The organism is Cronbergia sp. UHCC 0137 (assembly GCF_034932285.1).
In the GTDB taxonomy this organism is placed as follows: Bacteria; Cyanobacteriota; Cyanobacteriia; order Cyanobacteriales; family Nostocaceae; genus Cronbergia.
Genome location: NZ_JAYGHC010000009.1, coordinates 68,737 through 84,646, shown reverse-complemented (window position 1 = coordinate 84,646; position 15,910 = coordinate 68,737). Strand labels below are relative to the sequence as shown.

Here is a 15,910-nt window from a genome sequence, read left to right as displayed (position 1 = left end):
AGGAATAATTAATTTATTTATTACCAATTACCAATCCACCCATCACCCATCACCAATCACCAATCACCCATCCCCAATCCCCAATCCCTTATCTATCAACAGATCCCATAATCACATCAACACTACCCAAAATCACCACAATATCTGCAACCTTCATTCCTCGCAGTAATTGAGGCACAATTTGGAGATTGTTGAAATCTGCTGGGCGAATTTTCCAACGCCAGGGGAAAACATTATCATCACCTACTAGATAAATTCCCAGTTCACCTTTACCACTTTCCACACGGGAGTAAATTTCACCCTTGGGAATCTTAAAAGAAGGTGAAACTTTTTTACCAATGTATTGATAATCAAAAGCATCCCACTCAGATTTTTTCCCAGCCATCAAACGTTTAGCTTCTAGGTTTTCGTAAGGTCCCCCAGGTAAACCTTTAATCGCTTGGCGAATAATCTTCACCGATTCGCGCATTTCCCGCATCCTTACCACATAACGGGCAAAGCAATCACCGGCTGTTTCCCAATGTACTTCCCAGTCGAAATCATCGTAACATTCATAGTGGTCAACTTTCCGCAAATCCCACTTCACCCCAGAACCACGCAACATCGGACCAGAAAGTCCCCAATTAATTGCTTCTTCACGGGTAATAGTCCCGATTCCTTCCACACGCCGCCGGAAAATCGGGTTATCGGTAACTAAGCGTTCATACTCATCAACTTTTGGCAACAAGTAATCACAGAACTCTAAACACTTATCTACCCAACCATAAGGTAAATCAACAGCCACACCACCAACGCGGAAGTAGTTGTTATTCACCATCCGATAACCAGTAGCCGCTTCCCACAAATCATAAATCATTTCCCGTTCCCGGAATTGATAGAAAAAGGGAGTTTGAGCGCCTACGTCAGCCAAAAAGGGACCAAACCATAGTAAATGGTTAGCAATACGGTTTAATTCCAGCATAATCACCCGGATATAGCTGGCGCGTTTGGGAACAGCGACACCTGCTAGTTTTTCTGGGGCGTTAACGGTGACTGCTTCATTGAACATTCCCGCCGCATAGTCCCAACGACTGACGTAGGGAACATACATGATAGTAGAGCGGTTTTCGGCAATTTTTTCCATGCCTCGGTGCAGGTAGCCAATGACTGGTTCGCAGTCAACAACATCCTCGCCATCCAGAGTAACAATTAGCCGCAGAACCCCGTGCATTGAGGGATGGTGTGGACCCATATTGAGAACCATTGGTTCAGTGCGGGTTTCTATTCTGCTCATAGATTTTAGTGTTCTCCCGTTGTGTAACATTTTCAATTGAACTGGGAAGATGTCAATCAGATCCCTTATGTCGTGTCTGCCAGCATCCAGCCTGTAAGAACAATACTAGACTTGAGTTTGTTTGGTTTGTCTAAAATGTATTGGTAATTTTACGTTCTGGACAAAACCCCTACAGCGTTATGTTGGAGAAAGGGTAGGAGGGTCGAAGTTGAACTTGATGTTGCATATTGTTTCGCTGATTCAATTATAAGGGTGACAGGCTGAAAACCTTGTTATTGAGGCAAATGAAACCATAAAGTAGAAAGTGTCATCAGAAATAAATTAGGTCTATTGAATATGGATATCAAAAATGGATTTGTTGGCACTATTGGCAATACACCACTGATCCGCTTAAATAGCTTCAGTGAGGAAACAGGCTGCGAAATTTTGGCCAAAGCGGAGTTCCTTAATCCTGGGGGTTCTGTGAAAGACCGGGCTGCACTTTACATTATCGAGGATGCGGAAGAAAAAGGTTTACTCAAACCTGGTGGGACTGTTGTGGAAGGAACGGCAGGAAATACAGGTATTGGACTGGCACATATTTGTAATGCCAAGGGGTACAAGTGTTTAATTATTATTCCTAATACCCAATCTCAAGAAAAAATAGATGCTCTGACGGCTTTGGGTGCAGAAGTTCGTCCTGTCCCTGCTGTACCATACAAAGACCCGAATAACTATGTCAAGTTATCTGGTAGGGTGGCAGCAGAAATGGAAAATGCTATTTGGGCAAATCAGTTTGATAATTTAGCTAATCGTCGTTCTCATTATGAAACTACTGGCCGGGAAATTTGGACACAAACTGATGGTAAGGTTGATGGTTGGGTAGCGTCAACTGGTACTGGTGGGACGTTTGCTGGTGTGTCGATGTTTTTAAAGGAACAAAATCCGGCGGTGAAATGCGTTGTGGCTGATCCTTTGGGTAGCGGGTTGTACAGCTATATTAAAACTGGTGAAATCAAGATTGAGGGTAATTCAATCACTGAAGGGATCGGGAATAGTCGAATTACTGCGAATATGGAAGGCGCACCGGTTGATGATGCTATCCAAGTTGATGACCAAGAGGCTTTGCGGGTTGTTTACCAATTATTGAGAAAAGATGGGCTGTTAATGGGTGGTTCGACTGGGATTAATGTGGGTGCGGCTGTGACTTTAGCAAAGCAGTTGGGTCCAGGACATACTATTGTGACGATTTTATGTGATAGTGGTTCTCGCTATCAGTCCAGGATATTTAATCGTGAGTGGTTAGCGACTAAAGGTTTGGTTGTTAGTTAGGGCGCTGTCTAAATGTGGGGAATGGGAAGTGTTTAAATGCGTGCGGGTCTGCCAAAGTCGCACTTGTAAAAAGCAAGGTGCAGCAGCAGTTCTAGCTGCTTTTCAGGCTTGTTCAATACCAGATGTGACAGTTACAGTTAGTGGCTGCTTAGGACAATGTGGTAGTGGTCCGATGGTGGTATTCTTACCTGAGATGGTGTGGTATAGCCGAGTTCAACCCCAAGATGTACCTCAATTGGTGGAACAACTGATGTTGAATGAAGGTAAGTTGCTTTTTTAGATTCAGTTAGGTGCGTCAGTATCTGAAAATTAGTGATTTTAGCCTAAATTATTCTGTCTGACGCACCCTACAGGCTTGGCTTCTGTAGCAATCTCAGCGCATTGGTGTCAAATTAAGTTAAAAAATAGCTTATCTGTTGGCTTCCACACCCGTCAGTCAGGGAATAAATTCCCTGTCTCATAGCTCAAGTCCACTAAAGTGGACTCAGGAATCAATACTTGTCGGTTAAGCTAAAAACATTAAATCAGGTAGGTTGGGTTGACGTTAGGAAACCCAACATTTACGGGCTTTTGTTGGGTTGCGCTGTCGCTTAACCCAACCTACAAAAACTCTTAACCGATAAGTATTGGTAGCCGAAGTGCTGACTCCTCACCAAAAGACTTTTTCCTCAGATCATATCTACTGTCTCTATATTTTTTTAACAATATTTTCTCAAGGATCAGATTAATTTAATATATATAAAATCTACACTTTTTTTTGATTTAGGTGAGGCATCTAATGGATATTCAAAAGCTACGTCAATCTTTAAAAATGAAGTGGCTAAGTTACTATGGTCAAAATCGTTCTTGGTTGGTGAAAATGCAGATTTGGCGATCTTTTGATGGTTGCCGTCGTCCTTCTTCTGGTTACATTTTAGCTACTTTGTCGATTTTAGAACCGGAATTTGAACAAGTCCTTTCTTTTCTTTTAGATTTGAATAATAATCCTGATGAAATAGTTGCAGCTTTAGGTCTTAATTTTAATCCTGATGAGGAGTTAGATTTACTAGAATCACAATTTGAAAGTCAGATGATTAATGATTGTTCTGAAAATATGGATATGTTGGAACAATCTACACTAAATACTAATACTAATACTAATACTTTATCTTCTGAGGAATCACCAAAAAAACAGAAACAGGTGTTATTGAAAATTAGCAGAGAAATGGAACAAGAGGGTAAACCTATAAAGGTGGTGGCAATGGCTACTCAGGTGAGTTCAGCACCTTCTAAAACGGTCGTTTTGGAAAAACCAGGTTCTAGATTGGGGAGGGAGGCAAGACGGCGAAATGATCAATCAGCGATCGCTCTCCTCACTTCCACTATCCCCCAATCTTCTGTCTCTTTCCCAACTCCGGTTTCTATCAATTATAATACTTCACCTGGTTTCACTAAAGTTACTAAAAATCTTCCAATTAAAAATATACCCAATTCGGTGAATATCTCATCTACCACAAATGCCCGTAGCTTACCTTCTTGGATAGATGAGTTTTGTCAAGGGTTAAAACCTCCTGTGGAAAATTAAGGGTATTCGTGGGAAACAAAGGGAATAGCTACTATTTCCCCTTCTGTTGTTCCTACTTGGACTTTTAAGCCAATACCACCTGCTTTACTGCGGATATAACCTAGTCCAAAATAACCATCAGGGGTTTCTGTGTAACTGGTAAGTTTACCGATCTTTTCCTCTGCTAATGTGATCATATTTCCTATTTCTGCCGGGGCATTGAGACGAATACCCCAAAGATACTGTTTTACACCTTTATATGTATTTAATCTCGCAATGGTTTCTTGTCCGATATAACAACCTTTATTAAAGGAGACTGTTTGCCATAAGCCGACTTCCAGGGGATTGTAATCATCGGTTAGTTCTAAATCGGCGGCGGGACGACCTTGTAATATTCGTAACATTTCCCAAGAGCGATCGCTCAACTCGACTACCCCTAATTCTAATAGTTGACTCCACCATTTTTCTTTATCACCAGCAGGAGGAATGATTGTATATCCAGGAGAAGCCAAACCACTACCTACAGCTACAATTGCACCATCAACTAAGGTATGATTACCGTGGCGTTCACCGATAACTGACCCAGCCCCCAATTTCTCAATTATCCCGTCGCTTTCGGGTCCAATGAGACTCAAAGTTGCAGTTTCATCAGTTATATCAGTTAATTCCACTTGATCAGCAAAGAAAATATAACGATCTAGCCATTGCATGATCAATTCCCTACGGTGCGGTGAAACTAATAATAACACTGCGTCATCGAGAATATAACTACTAACTAAATCAATAGTTCTGGCTGTAGATGTCACCAATACAGTATCACAACCTTGACCTGGTTTAAGACTTTGGAAATCATTGGTACTTTGATTGTGTAAAAACCGGAGACGGTCATCACCAGAAACACGGATACGTCCCCAAAAAGAGCGATCGCACACCACAACCCCTTCTTTAGCGGCTTGGATAGCTGCTGCTTCTTTGTGATCAATTGCAGAAGTTGACATAGTGAAAAGCCCTGTTTGAATGTGGTTGCATCAAAAATCTTAGCAAATCAGCCTTTGGGACTTCAACTAATTTACTTCCTCGGTACATACGTCAAAATAAAGATGTAAATATCGGTTTTTTGGTGTTAAATGTTGAGTATTGATTGATTTTCTTAACTTAAACCATCAAAACCCTGATCTCTAGTAGTTATTTTCTTGTAGGAGTGAATGTGAATAATATGTCTTTGCCTAAAAAAACTTTTTGGTTATCAAGTTTAGCGACTGTTGCCATTGTTAGCACCAGCTTACCCGCGATCGCCCAAACAACTGAGTCTGCTGTCACCACAACCCCTGAAACCAGCCCTATAGCCATACCTGTTCCCGGTACAGTGGCTACTTCCTCAATTGATCTTACCTCTAGCAATACAGAGTCTACTATTCAACCAGTTGACCCTCAAGTACAACAACCAGCGAAAATAGCCCAAGGGAATCTTGTTTTTGGTAGACCAACCCGTGGTGGCAAAAGCTATCTTGGTATTGCGACTAATATTGGTTTAAGTGGTAACTCTACATCTCTATCTGATGGTAATATTACAGTAATCAGTAAAATTGGTTTTGGTCAGTCTTTATCATTAAGACCCGCCGCCATTTTAGGATCTGATACCACATTTCTCATTCCCATCACCTATGATTTATCCTTTTACCGCTTAGGAGATCCAGTTACAGAATCTATCCCCATAACCCCTTATTTGGGAGCAGGTGCAGCCATTACAACCGGTGATAACTCCGAAACCGCCTTACTAATCACTGGTGGTGTTGATCTACCTTTAACCAATAAGTTTACCGCCAATGCAGCGGTAAATGCCGGATTCTTTAATCAAACTGATATTAGTCTCTTGGTAGGAGTCGGTTACAACTTTGGTGGTTTTTAGCCATAGACAATTAGGGGATATTTGAAAAGTTTCGGGCGATTATAAATCGCTACTACACAAGCAAAGTCCACCTCCGTGGACTAACATAAAATTAAGGTTTAAAAACCCACGTAGGTGGGTTTCGATTGTGTAGCCGCGACTTCTAGTCGCTAGGGCTGTATAAATTAGACTTTTCAAACACCCTCTTAGGGGCGAACGACGGTTCGCCCTGCTGAGATAACTTTTACTAAATCTAGAGAATATTTTGGAGTGCGATCGCGTTATTATCTTCCCAGTTAACCTTCCCAAACCAACAAGAGATGATTGATCCAAGTGTTCTGGAAGACCTGCGTAGTATGGCCGATAGTGATGGTGATGGACTAATTACCGAACTGATCGAAATTTACTTAGAAGATACCCCAGTGATAATTGAGGAAATTAAGAATGCCCTTAATTCAGGAAATCTAGCCAAGCTGAAAAAATCTGCTCACGCATTGCGATCGCCTAGCGTTAGTATTGGTGCAGTCAACTTAGGCAAAATCTGTGAGATATTAGAATATACTGCACAGAGTCAAACTTTAGAGCAAATCACTGTTCTAGTTAATCAATTAGAAAATGAATATCATAATGTCATTATGACTCTGGCAAGTATTCAACTCGATCATTAACAGGAATTACCCATGGGTTACGAAACATCACTGATTGAGATTGCTTCCTTGTGTCACAATGACGATAATGCCTTAATCCTGCGTAAGTTTTAATTAACAAACAACCATAAAAATTTAAGCCTGTAAGTTTTTTTTGAACATTGCCAAAGAACTGAAGTTAATTTCTGGATATGTCTAATGATCAATTATTAATGACCAATTATGCCGGAAATATCTGATCTTAAAACTAAAATCCTAGTAATTGATGATGATAGAGTTATTCAATTAGTGCTTAAACAAGCACTGCAAACACAGGGATATCAGGTCATTCTTGCTTCTAGCGGTAGACAAGGCATAGAACAAGCTTATAAACATCATCCAGCCCTAATTATTTGTGATTGGCAAATGGATGAAATGGATGGGTTAGAAGTATGCCGTATTATCAAATCTGAACCAACTTTATCTACAACCTTTTTTATTCTCCTAACAGCACGGACAGCCGTTGAAGATAGGGTAGAAGGTTTAGATAATGGTGCTGATGATTTCTTGAGCAAACCCATTGAAGTCAATGAATTAAAAGCGCGAGTACGAGCAGGACTCAGACTGCATCAAAGTAATCAACAACTTCAGAAATTAGCCCAAGACTTACAAATTCAAAAACAGCTTTTAGAAACTGAATTGAATGAAGCGGCTGATTATGTAAAATCAATTCTACCTGAACCCATGTCAGGGTTAGTAACAATCAACTCTAGGTTTTTACCTTCTAGTCAATTGGGTGGCGATTGTTTTGATTACTATTGGTTAGATGAAGACAACTTAGTAATTTATCTTTTGGATGTTTCGGGACATGGATTAAGTGCCGCGCTTCCTTCAATCTCGGTACATAATTTATTGCGTTCTCAAACTCTCCCTCATGCCAATTTCCATCAACCATCTGAAGTTTTGACAGCTTTGAATGAAATTTTTCAAATGGATAAGCATAATGCTAGGTACTTCACTATTTGGTATGGAGTTTTTAACCGCATTTCTTATCAATTAACCTATTCTACTGCTGGACATCCACCTGCTTTATTACTTTCTCACTCAACTAATTCTAGCATAAATATCAAACAATTAATTACTCCTAGTATGCCAATCGGAGCATTTGCAGAAGTAGTATATCAAAATGCTGTATGTGAGATTCAACCATCGAGTAAAATTTATGTTTTTAGTGATGGAATTTATGAAGTTCAACAAGCTGATGGTAGTATGTGGGACTTGAATAATTTTATCAATTTATTGGAGAGATATAATCAACAATTTATCGACTTAGACCACATTTTAGAAGAGATTAAAATTGCCACGGGTAGTAAAGCCTTTACCGATGATTGCTCTTTATTAGAAATAAATTTTAGTTCAGGGTAATCTCAATAAATAAAGGGAACAGGGAACAGGGAACAGGGAACAGGGAACAGGGAACAGGGAACAGGGAACAGATAAAAAACTTTATTTGTGAGTTTAAGCTAAATTTATTGTAGGGGTTTAGCACTGCTAAACCCTTACCCCACGGTTAGTTTACCGATAAAATATAATTAGCCGCAACCCGAAACAACCTATTTTGGTGAAAGTCATTGAAAAAGTTTTGTTAGATACCAAAAATCTGTTTATTTACCAAGATTGTGCAGTCTGATGCACCCTACAAAGGAGAGAGGTTTTTTGCTAGAATTTAAGATTTTTTAAACATGATCTATGTTACAAATGATGTCTGATCAGATAACACTTCAAAATGGTTACTTGTGTTAGTCATATCAAAGATCATTTTTATTTGATCGTTGACGGAACAAAGTACCAGTCTAGTATTTTTTTGCCGAACTGTCTTTAAAATCATTAGCAAAGCGCTAAAACCAGAACTATCCATAAATGTAACATCTTTAAAATCAATCAAAATTGTCTTGATTTCTGATGCTATGAGATCGTCCACTTCTTGACGGATTTGATTACCACTCTTACTATTAAAAATACCTTGGGGTTGAATCACTTTGACTTGTAAGTTCATATTTTTGCTTGGTGTAAAGGGAGAAATACATTAATTTTAACTGAATCATTAGGAAATAGTTAGCGTTTTTTTCAGCAATAAACAGTTTCTATTGTCTAATTCACGAATATAACTAATTGTCCAGCCATAGTCTTTTCTGAGTTTTAGTAAAAAAATACAACCCCATTGAGATTCATGATCTAAAGGATCAAATTCCCTTTGGCTAGTTTCTTGATTGAACTTTTCTAAAGCTGCTTCTAAATCAAAGCTATCACCTTGATCCCAAATGCAGATTTGAAAATATTCAGGAGATATTTGTATTTCCAAATTCACAGGAGTTTCAGGACTAAGGTGACTGTGAGCATGACGAACTACATTAGTAAAACCTTCTAATAAAGCAGTTTGTCCTTCTAGCCAAGTTTGATAAGGTATTTGTGTACCGTTAAATTGGTCAAACCATTCTACAACTGTTACCATTGCATCAAGATCGCTGGCAACTTGTAGACTATAATTATGGATTAATAAATTGGTTTCCATGAATGTTATTTAAAATGATAAGCAGTTGAAAACTTAAAAATTATTGTCTTACATTGCTCCTGAATCTTTGTTAAAAATAACAATAAAGGTCTTCAGAATGAGTTTAAAATCGTAACCAAGACTCCAATTTTCTTGGTATCGTAAATCAAGTTTAATCACGTCTTCAAAATTGAGAATTTTTGAACGTCCATTAACTTGCCATTCACCACTCAGTCCTGGTCTGACATCTAACCTTTGCCAATTAGAGATATCATATTTTTCTAATTCGTCTGTAGTGGGTGGACGAGTTCCAATTAAACTCATATCTCCGATGAGAATATTCCAAAATTGAGGAAATTCATCTAAACTGGTTTTGCGAAGAAAACGACCAACACGGGTAATGCGGGGGTCATGATCATTTTTGAAAAAAGCCCCAGCAGCTTGATTTGTAACGGTGGATTTAAGAGCTTCGGCATTTGTCACCATCGAGCGAAATTTCCAAATGCGAAACCGTCTTCCCATCCAACCACAACGAGTTTGACTAAAGAGGATGGGTCCTGGACTATCAAGTTTAATTGCGATCGCGATCGGCACAAACAGTACAGCAGTTACACTCAAGCCTACAATCGCTCCTAGTATATCAATTGTTCGTTTGATGGGCGATCGCACCGAAGGATGGGTTAATGGTGGACGCTGTTGAGATTTGCGGCTTGCTGTAGGGATAGTAGCATCGGTATTGGCTTCAATGTGCAGAATTTTATCCAAACCGACTAGGGAAAAGGCCAATTTCACCTGGGGATTAACACTCCAAAGAGTTAATTCAATGTTTTTAGTTTTGGCTGATTTGATATTGGTAATTAATGAACCAATCCCACTACTATCAATAATTGTCGTATGTCCAAAATCTAAGATAATTTTAGTAATATTAGCATCTTCCACCCATTGTTGAAAAGACTGCCGGAAAGATATAGCCTCTATGACAGTTAATCGGGGTGGTAATTGCACTAAAAGAGTATTATTAAAACGAGTCGTAACCAAGGGTACTACTTTTTTTATTTCAGAAGTCATGTTGATTACCTGTATGAGGTTAGTTGAGATTTTCACCAAAGCGAGATTGTAAACTATTGCAAAGAGCGATCGCACTAGCTTGAGAAACGTCTGCAACGGAAACTTTTTGCGGATTTTCTATAAATCTTACCAAGTCTCCCGGACACCAAGCGATAGGAACATTGATTTGTGATAATGCTAAAGCCAACTCTATTTGATGATCGTCAACGTGTTCTTTAAATTGATGACTGCGAGAAACCAAAATATAAGGTTTATCCAAGGAATCCAAAAGCAGTAAAGTTCCTTCACCACAATGGGCAATGACAATTCGCGCTTGATTAATTAAATCTTGAAATTTGTCTTCTTTTAAAAATTTGTAAACCTTTGCACCAGCCGGTAAAACGGTAGAATTGCCATATTGAACCACTATTTCTTCTTGAATTATTTCCGACTGTAATATTACCTCAATCCAGTTCATCAAGCGATTAAAAGGATATTGTTCTGTACCAACTGTGACTAAAATCATAAGTTAAAGGGAAATGGTAAACAGAGTTTTTAAGTTTAATCTAAGAGGTTGTTTTAAAACTTTTTCGTGTGCGATATGACACCCACAGATCCCCCTAAATCCCCCTTAAAAAGGGGGACTTTGAGGAATTTAGCCCCCCTGATCAAAGGGGGGTTGGGGGGATCTAAAAATATTTGATACACCATCAGGGACTTTTCAAACATCTTCTAAGCAGAGTAGACCCGGATTTCTCCCAAGGAAAGAGAAAAGAGGGGTCAAAAACTAAATATTCCAGCAGTTAAAACACGATCCCAAATAATACAGATAGTATACCAGAACAGTTGAGTGTTAAACAAGCAAAGTCACGTTCCATCGTAATCAATTTACACAATAGACATCTCCGGTAAAGATTGTAGAGCCGAGAATCCCTACCCATGGAACATTTCTACAGGGGTTTTAGTCCACGCATATTTAATTTTCACCAGATGTCTAATGAAAATGTAACATTATGTAAAACCATGTTTCCCAAATCTTCACAACTCAGACCCTATGGTTTATGTGCTGGAGAGTTGACAATTCCAGATGATTTTGATGCTGAACAAATTTTGAATAGTCTGTAGGGTGCGTCAGACAGAATAATTTAGACTAAATCACTAATTTTAAGATTCTGACACACCTTACTTTACTAAAAAAGCAACTTACATTATTAGAGTACAATTGCTGATTTTCAATTGGCAATTTTGGATCTTGAATTGCTTAGTTCTACAGTTCCGCTAGATCCATCAAGCCGTACTTGCTGACCATCTTTGAGTAAATGTGTAGCCCCTTGCACATCCATGACTGCGGGAATCCCGTACTCCCTGGCGACGATCGCTCCGTGAGAAAGCTTACCACCGACCTCGGCAATTAATCCTCCAGCCCTGACCAGTATTGGAGCCCAACCAGAATCAGTGTAAGGAACTACCAGAATTGTTTGTTTATCAATGTCCGCTATGTCTTGTAAATTTCGTAACACCTTTATTCGCCCTTCCACTTGACCACTACTAGCAGGAATACCTGTTAAAATGTTGTCAGAAAGTTCAATTATAGGCATGATTGGGTGGGGGGGATTATAACCATAGACTATGGCAGGAACTTGAGGAATTTGACTATCTTGGAGAAATTGCGATCGCCTTTTTTTAATTAATCCTGATATCTGATTTCTCAACATTGCACCCTCATCTTCCACCAATCTCTGCACTTCTGCCAATTCTAAAAAGAAGATATCCCCTACTTGTTGAAACAAACCAGATTGAAGCCAAATTTTCTCTAAACTTACAAAAGTCCAGCGTAATTCAGCTAATAACCGCGAATAAACCTCCGTTACTCTCCCTTTCAAATCAATGCGTTTTTGCACAAAACCTTTCTGACGGTTGTTGATCTCATTTTGATTTTGGAGTTCATTTGTTTGCATCAACTGGACAAATAACTGCTTGACTAGCTGCGGCTGTTCTTTCCAAGTAGGAACGGAAATATCTGTGCCGACTTCACTTAAATAACCATAATCTTCCAGTAATTCGTTAAATTCCACCAAAATCTTTTCTCCCTCTGGAGTTTGTGCCAACTGTTCAAAAACCGTTGCGGGATCAAATTCTGGTAATATTTCTCTAGCATCGGCGGCCAAAATAGAGAGCGATCGCAACGATGCCACCTCTGGGGTAACACTGTGATCAATTTTCTCATCTTTAATTCCCAAAATCGACTGGCGAATGGCCGCACTCAGAGGTGCTAAAATACTGTAATAAGTTGCCTGATGTAGCAAATCCAAAATTAAATCTACCCTGGCTAACATATCGGCAGGGGTCAATTCCTCCAAAACAATATTTGATAACTGGGTTAATCCAGGAATAAACCTTTGACGATAATCCTCCTTAAAATCCTTTTCTAACCGCATTTCCCGACGCAGTAAATTCGTTAGTCCTGGTAAATTTTTCCAAGTGGAATTGATGGGAGGACTACTCATTTTTGCCCCTCTAGTTAAGAAATCCAGACTTTCTGGAGGTAGACCCATAGCCAGAAAAATCTCTCCTAAAAAAGAGGCATTAAAGTAAGCTTGAGAATAATGTAGTGTTGCCGTTTGTGTAAAATCAAAACCATGAGCGCGATCGCCCAACACAAAAGTAAAAAGTTCTCCCCAAACACCACAAGTTAAAGGTTGATTAATCGACCAAGTTAAAGGATGAATCACACCGGGAATCACCTCAGCCGCGATTTTCCTTGTCCAAATCGGTAATAAAGTTGTAATTGGTCGCGCTTGCAATACCCAGAGAGTTTGCCCATCATAACTCCATTCCACATCCTGGGGAATGCCACGATAACGTCTTTCTAAACGACGGGCTAAGTATGCTACTTGCTTAATCAAAGCTTGGGGAACTCGTCCTGTTCCTTCAAACTGTTGACAAGATAATTTTTCGTCTCCAATTACCAAAACTCGATACTGTTCTGGTGTAACTCTGCCAGAAACGACTTGAGTAGGGCTACCAGAGAGGGCTTCAATCACCACCGCATCACCTTGTTGGCTAATGGGGTCACGACTAAAAGCCACACCAGAAAACACACTTTGGACTTGTTGTTGAATTAACACCGCCATAGCTGCATCGGTTTCTTCCTGTTCACCTTCAATATCTTGACGATATTGGACAGCAGAGGGGTTATTGTAGGAAACTTGAACTTGAGCGATCGCACTCCTTAAATTTTCTTGACTGGTAACATTTAAAATCGTCGTATATTGTCCAGCCGCAGAAGCCCGTTCTGAATCTTCCCCAATCGCCGAAGAACGGACAATTAAAGGTGAAAGTGAAGATGGTTGCAGCAACTTAATCAAATCCCTTGGGTCATGAAAGGGAGGCAATATCCAGCCTTTCGGCACTGGATAACCCCAACGTTTAATTTGAGACAATGTAGCAGCCTTAGCCCCAACTATCGCCCCATCCAATTCTTCATCTAAAGTGGCGTAAGCATAGACCTTCTTCGCTATCCCTCTCTCCCCACCCAAATTTTCCATCATCCCCTGAGAGTCTGGTTGTGCCTCTTCTACAGGCAGTTCCATATCATCGGGCATTTGTTGATAAATCCAGCCAATTGTCCCAGCTAAGGCAAAAGCCGCCATAATTCTCGGCAAATCATCAGCGTGCAGCAGTGCCACCAGCAACGGAAATACAATCAAAAGCCCAAATTTAACCATCTGTCGAGAACGGAGGATGATCAAACCAATAGCCCCCAACAACATCACAAAGGCAGTCACCAAGGGATCATGTAACAAAAATCCCCAACTCACATTTGTCGTTCCTGCACCTCTACCTAAAGAATATCTACCCAGAACCAAGGCAATTAAAGCAATTAATTCCCAAAATGAGCCAGTAGGAAAAAAGCAACGGGCAAGTAAAACTGCTACAATACCTTTGGCAGCTTCCGACACCACCGCCAGAATACCCACCAATTTACCCCCGTGATAAAAAGCCGCCGAAACACTAATATTGCCTGTACCCATTTGGGATAATTGCCTCTTTTTCAGGGCATAAGTAATCCAGGAAATAAGCGGCATTGCCCCTAAGAGTGGACAAACAATTAAAATAACTAATAGACCCCAAAGTTGAAGCATTATTTTAAATTACGGATTTTCACTCAATCCGGTATAAATTTCATAGATTAGTCAAACAAACCAGTCCGAACCAAAAATTTGATTCACCCAAGTCAGCATCGTTCTTGTTATTTTGCAAGATAAATGGTGAAATTAGCAACGGAAGTAGTCGGACAAAATTAAATTCATTCGTTGAGAGAGGGAACAGGGAACAGGGAACAGGGAACAGGGAACAGAAAAACCAGTTGTGTAATTAATTCTGTCTCATTACTTAGTCCATTAAGTTTAGAGACTTCCAATAAATAACCCAAGTTGCTAGTTATTAATTTTCGGATATTTTATAGTCTGTAGGGTGCGTCAGAGAAAATATTTTAGACTAAAATCACTAATTTGTAGATTTTGATGCACCTTGATTGATCTTAGGACTTAGGCAAAATATCTCTCAAAACCTCATCTCTCTGTGAACTCTGTGCCTCTGTGGTTTATTTTTCCATGACTTGTCAGCAAACCCTAAATATTAAGACTTACCGACCCTACTTTACAAATACAAATAAATGAAGGACACTAGACAACCAAGAAAATCCCAATTGCCAGCGTCCTTTTCAATTACTACGGATTCTAGTTTAGAGCATAAGCAGATTGTAAAGCCCATATAATGAGCGCGACTATGGATCCCAACAGCAACACAGTAGAGATAGTGACTGCTTTTGGGGAATCTGCACCCTCAAATTTCATAATTCCTCGATTTAAGTCGGACATGGCTGGATGAGCCTCCTTAATTACAGGGCTAATTTGTCCGTTTTGATTGTAATCCTTATATTTGCCAACAACGTTAAATTTACATAATTATTTTGTTTAAGCTTTGCAAAATTCTGACAAACTGTATTCATTTAGAAGGAAGTCGTGATTTTAGGTGCTAGAATAAAATAGTCACATACCCGACATTTGGAGTTCTGGCAGTGGGCTTATTTGATGATTTAAGTCGGTTTTTAGAACAGCGTTTAGAAGAATTCTTGCGTAAAAATCCCCATTTAGAGCTAGAAATGCTGCTAGAACAGTTACGGGAGCAAGAAGAAGATACATTAAAACTAATTGCAGATTTACAATTACAACAACAGCGATCGCAAGACGAAATCCTAGTCACAGCCCAAGAAATCCAACGTTGGCACATCCGCATCCAAAAAGCCAAAACCGCCGGCAGAGAGGATTTAGCCACCGCAGCCCAACAGAGAGAAGACGCACTCCTGCGGGAAGGAAATCAGCGTTGGGGACAGATGCAAGGTTTAAAAGAACGTATCAATCAATCTCAAGCGCTGCTGGCCAAAGTCCAACAACGTCGTCAAGAAGTGCAATCCAAAGCAGCCCAACTACAATCAGAACGTACTCAAACCCAACAGCGTTTAGAAACCAATCCTTGGCAAAATAAAACCGTACCCAATTCTAGCACATTTGATGACCTAGAAGAAAAGTTTCGCTATTGGGAAACTCAAGATGAGTTAGAACAAATGAAGCGCAACCTGCGTTAAGTACAATAAAAAAAGGGAACA

15 protein-coding genes are annotated in these 15,910 nt (G+C 39.7%); 8 read left to right on the top strand and 7 right to left on the bottom strand.

The annotated features are described in order from the left end of the window. Positions 1-88 precede the first annotated feature (88 nt). On the bottom strand, positions 89-1,273 hold the full coding sequence (locus tag VB711_RS06445; protein WP_323284969.1) for an NAD(P)H-quinone oxidoreductase subunit H: 1,185 nt from the start codon (positions 1,271-1,273) through the stop codon (positions 89-91). A 336-nt stretch (positions 1,274-1,609) separates the two neighbouring features. On the opposite strand from VB711_RS06445, the gene VB711_RS06440 reads away from it, so the two are divergent. From VB711_RS06440 to VB711_RS06430, 3 genes are all read left to right on the top strand, one after another. Then, positions 1,610-2,584: a cysteine synthase A gene (locus VB711_RS06440; RefSeq protein ID WP_323284968.1), complete on the top strand. Its 975-nt coding sequence runs from the start codon at positions 1,610-1,612 to the stop codon at positions 2,582-2,584. Further along, positions 2,574-2,864 carry a (2Fe-2S) ferredoxin domain-containing protein gene (locus VB711_RS06435; RefSeq protein ID WP_323284967.1) on the top strand — a complete coding sequence of 97 codons (291 nt, stop codon included), beginning with the start codon at positions 2,574-2,576 and terminating at the stop codon, positions 2,862-2,864. Before VB711_RS06440 ends, VB711_RS06435 begins: the two co-directional genes overlap by 11 nt. A 498-nt stretch (positions 2,865-3,362) precedes the next feature. Further along, complete coding sequence (locus VB711_RS06430; RefSeq protein WP_323284966.1) at positions 3,363-4,148, top strand: DUF5331 domain-containing protein; 786 nt, start codon at positions 3,363-3,365, stop codon at positions 4,146-4,148. Here the strand turns inward: VB711_RS06430 and VB711_RS06425 are convergent. Next, positions 4,145-5,125 (bottom strand): folate-binding protein, encoded by a 981-nt coding sequence (locus VB711_RS06425; protein WP_323284965.1) that lies wholly within the window; start codon positions 5,123-5,125, stop codon positions 4,145-4,147. The genes VB711_RS06430 and VB711_RS06425 overlap by 4 nt on opposite strands. Positions 5,126-5,343: 218 nt before the next feature. Between VB711_RS06425 and VB711_RS06420 the strand changes: the two genes are divergently transcribed. The 3 genes from VB711_RS06420 to VB711_RS06410 all read left to right on the top strand — a co-directional run bounded on the left by VB711_RS06420 (position 5,344) and on the right by VB711_RS06410 (position 8,066). Beyond that, a complete protein-coding gene (locus VB711_RS06420) occupies positions 5,344-6,036 on the top strand; it encodes a hypothetical protein (protein ID WP_323284964.1) in 693 nt (230 codons plus the stop codon). Positions 6,037-6,335: 299 nt separating this feature from the next. Further along, positions 6,336-6,683 (top strand): Hpt domain-containing protein, encoded by a 348-nt coding sequence (locus VB711_RS06415; RefSeq protein WP_323284963.1) that lies wholly within the window; start codon positions 6,336-6,338, stop codon positions 6,681-6,683. A 201-nt stretch (positions 6,684-6,884) separates the two neighbouring features. Further along, complete coding sequence (locus tag VB711_RS06410) at positions 6,885-8,066, top strand: PP2C family protein-serine/threonine phosphatase (RefSeq protein ID WP_323284962.1); 1,182 nt, start codon at positions 6,885-6,887, stop codon at positions 8,064-8,066. Positions 8,067-8,388: 322 nt separating this feature from the next. Here the strand turns inward: VB711_RS06410 and VB711_RS06405 are convergent, their stop codons facing one another. From VB711_RS06405 to VB711_RS06390, 4 genes are read right to left on the bottom strand one after another with little or no spacing between them, the layout of a single operon-like run. Continuing rightward, entirely contained in the window at positions 8,389-8,697 is a 309-nt protein-coding gene (locus tag VB711_RS06405; RefSeq protein ID WP_323284960.1) for an STAS domain-containing protein, read from the bottom strand. 48 nt (positions 8,698-8,745) lie between these two features. Next, the gene (locus tag VB711_RS06400; protein ID WP_323284959.1) at positions 8,746-9,213 is read right to left on the bottom strand and encodes an anti-sigma regulatory factor; all 468 of its coding nucleotides are present in this window, start codon (positions 9,211-9,213) and stop codon (positions 8,746-8,748) included. A gap of 48 nt (positions 9,214-9,261) precedes the next feature. Next, the gene (locus tag VB711_RS06395) at positions 9,262-10,260 is read right to left on the bottom strand and encodes a sugar transferase (protein WP_323284958.1); all 999 of its coding nucleotides are present in this window, start codon (positions 10,258-10,260) and stop codon (positions 9,262-9,264) included. A 19-nt stretch (positions 10,261-10,279) separates the two neighbouring features. Then, positions 10,280-10,765, bottom strand: a complete 486-nt coding sequence (locus VB711_RS06390) for a glycosyltransferase (RefSeq protein ID WP_323284957.1) — start codon at positions 10,763-10,765, stop codon at positions 10,280-10,282. A gap of 464 nt (positions 10,766-11,229) precedes the next feature. On the opposite strand from VB711_RS06390, the gene VB711_RS06385 reads away from it, so the two are divergent. Next, complete coding sequence (locus VB711_RS06385; protein ID WP_323284955.1) at positions 11,230-11,364, top strand: hypothetical protein; 135 nt, start codon at positions 11,230-11,232, stop codon at positions 11,362-11,364. A gap of 107 nt (positions 11,365-11,471) precedes the next feature. Here the strand turns inward: VB711_RS06385 and VB711_RS06380 are convergent, their stop codons facing one another. After that, on the bottom strand, positions 11,472-14,384 hold the full coding sequence (locus VB711_RS06380; protein WP_323284954.1) for a glycerol-3-phosphate acyltransferase: 2,913 nt from the start codon (positions 14,382-14,384) through the stop codon (positions 11,472-11,474). A 938-nt stretch (positions 14,385-15,322) separates the two neighbouring features. Here VB711_RS06380 and VB711_RS06375 point away from each other — a divergent pair. Next, a complete protein-coding gene (locus tag VB711_RS06375; RefSeq protein WP_323284953.1) occupies positions 15,323-15,889 on the top strand; it encodes a TIGR04376 family protein in 567 nt (188 codons plus the stop codon). Positions 15,890-15,910 lie beyond the last annotated feature (21 nt).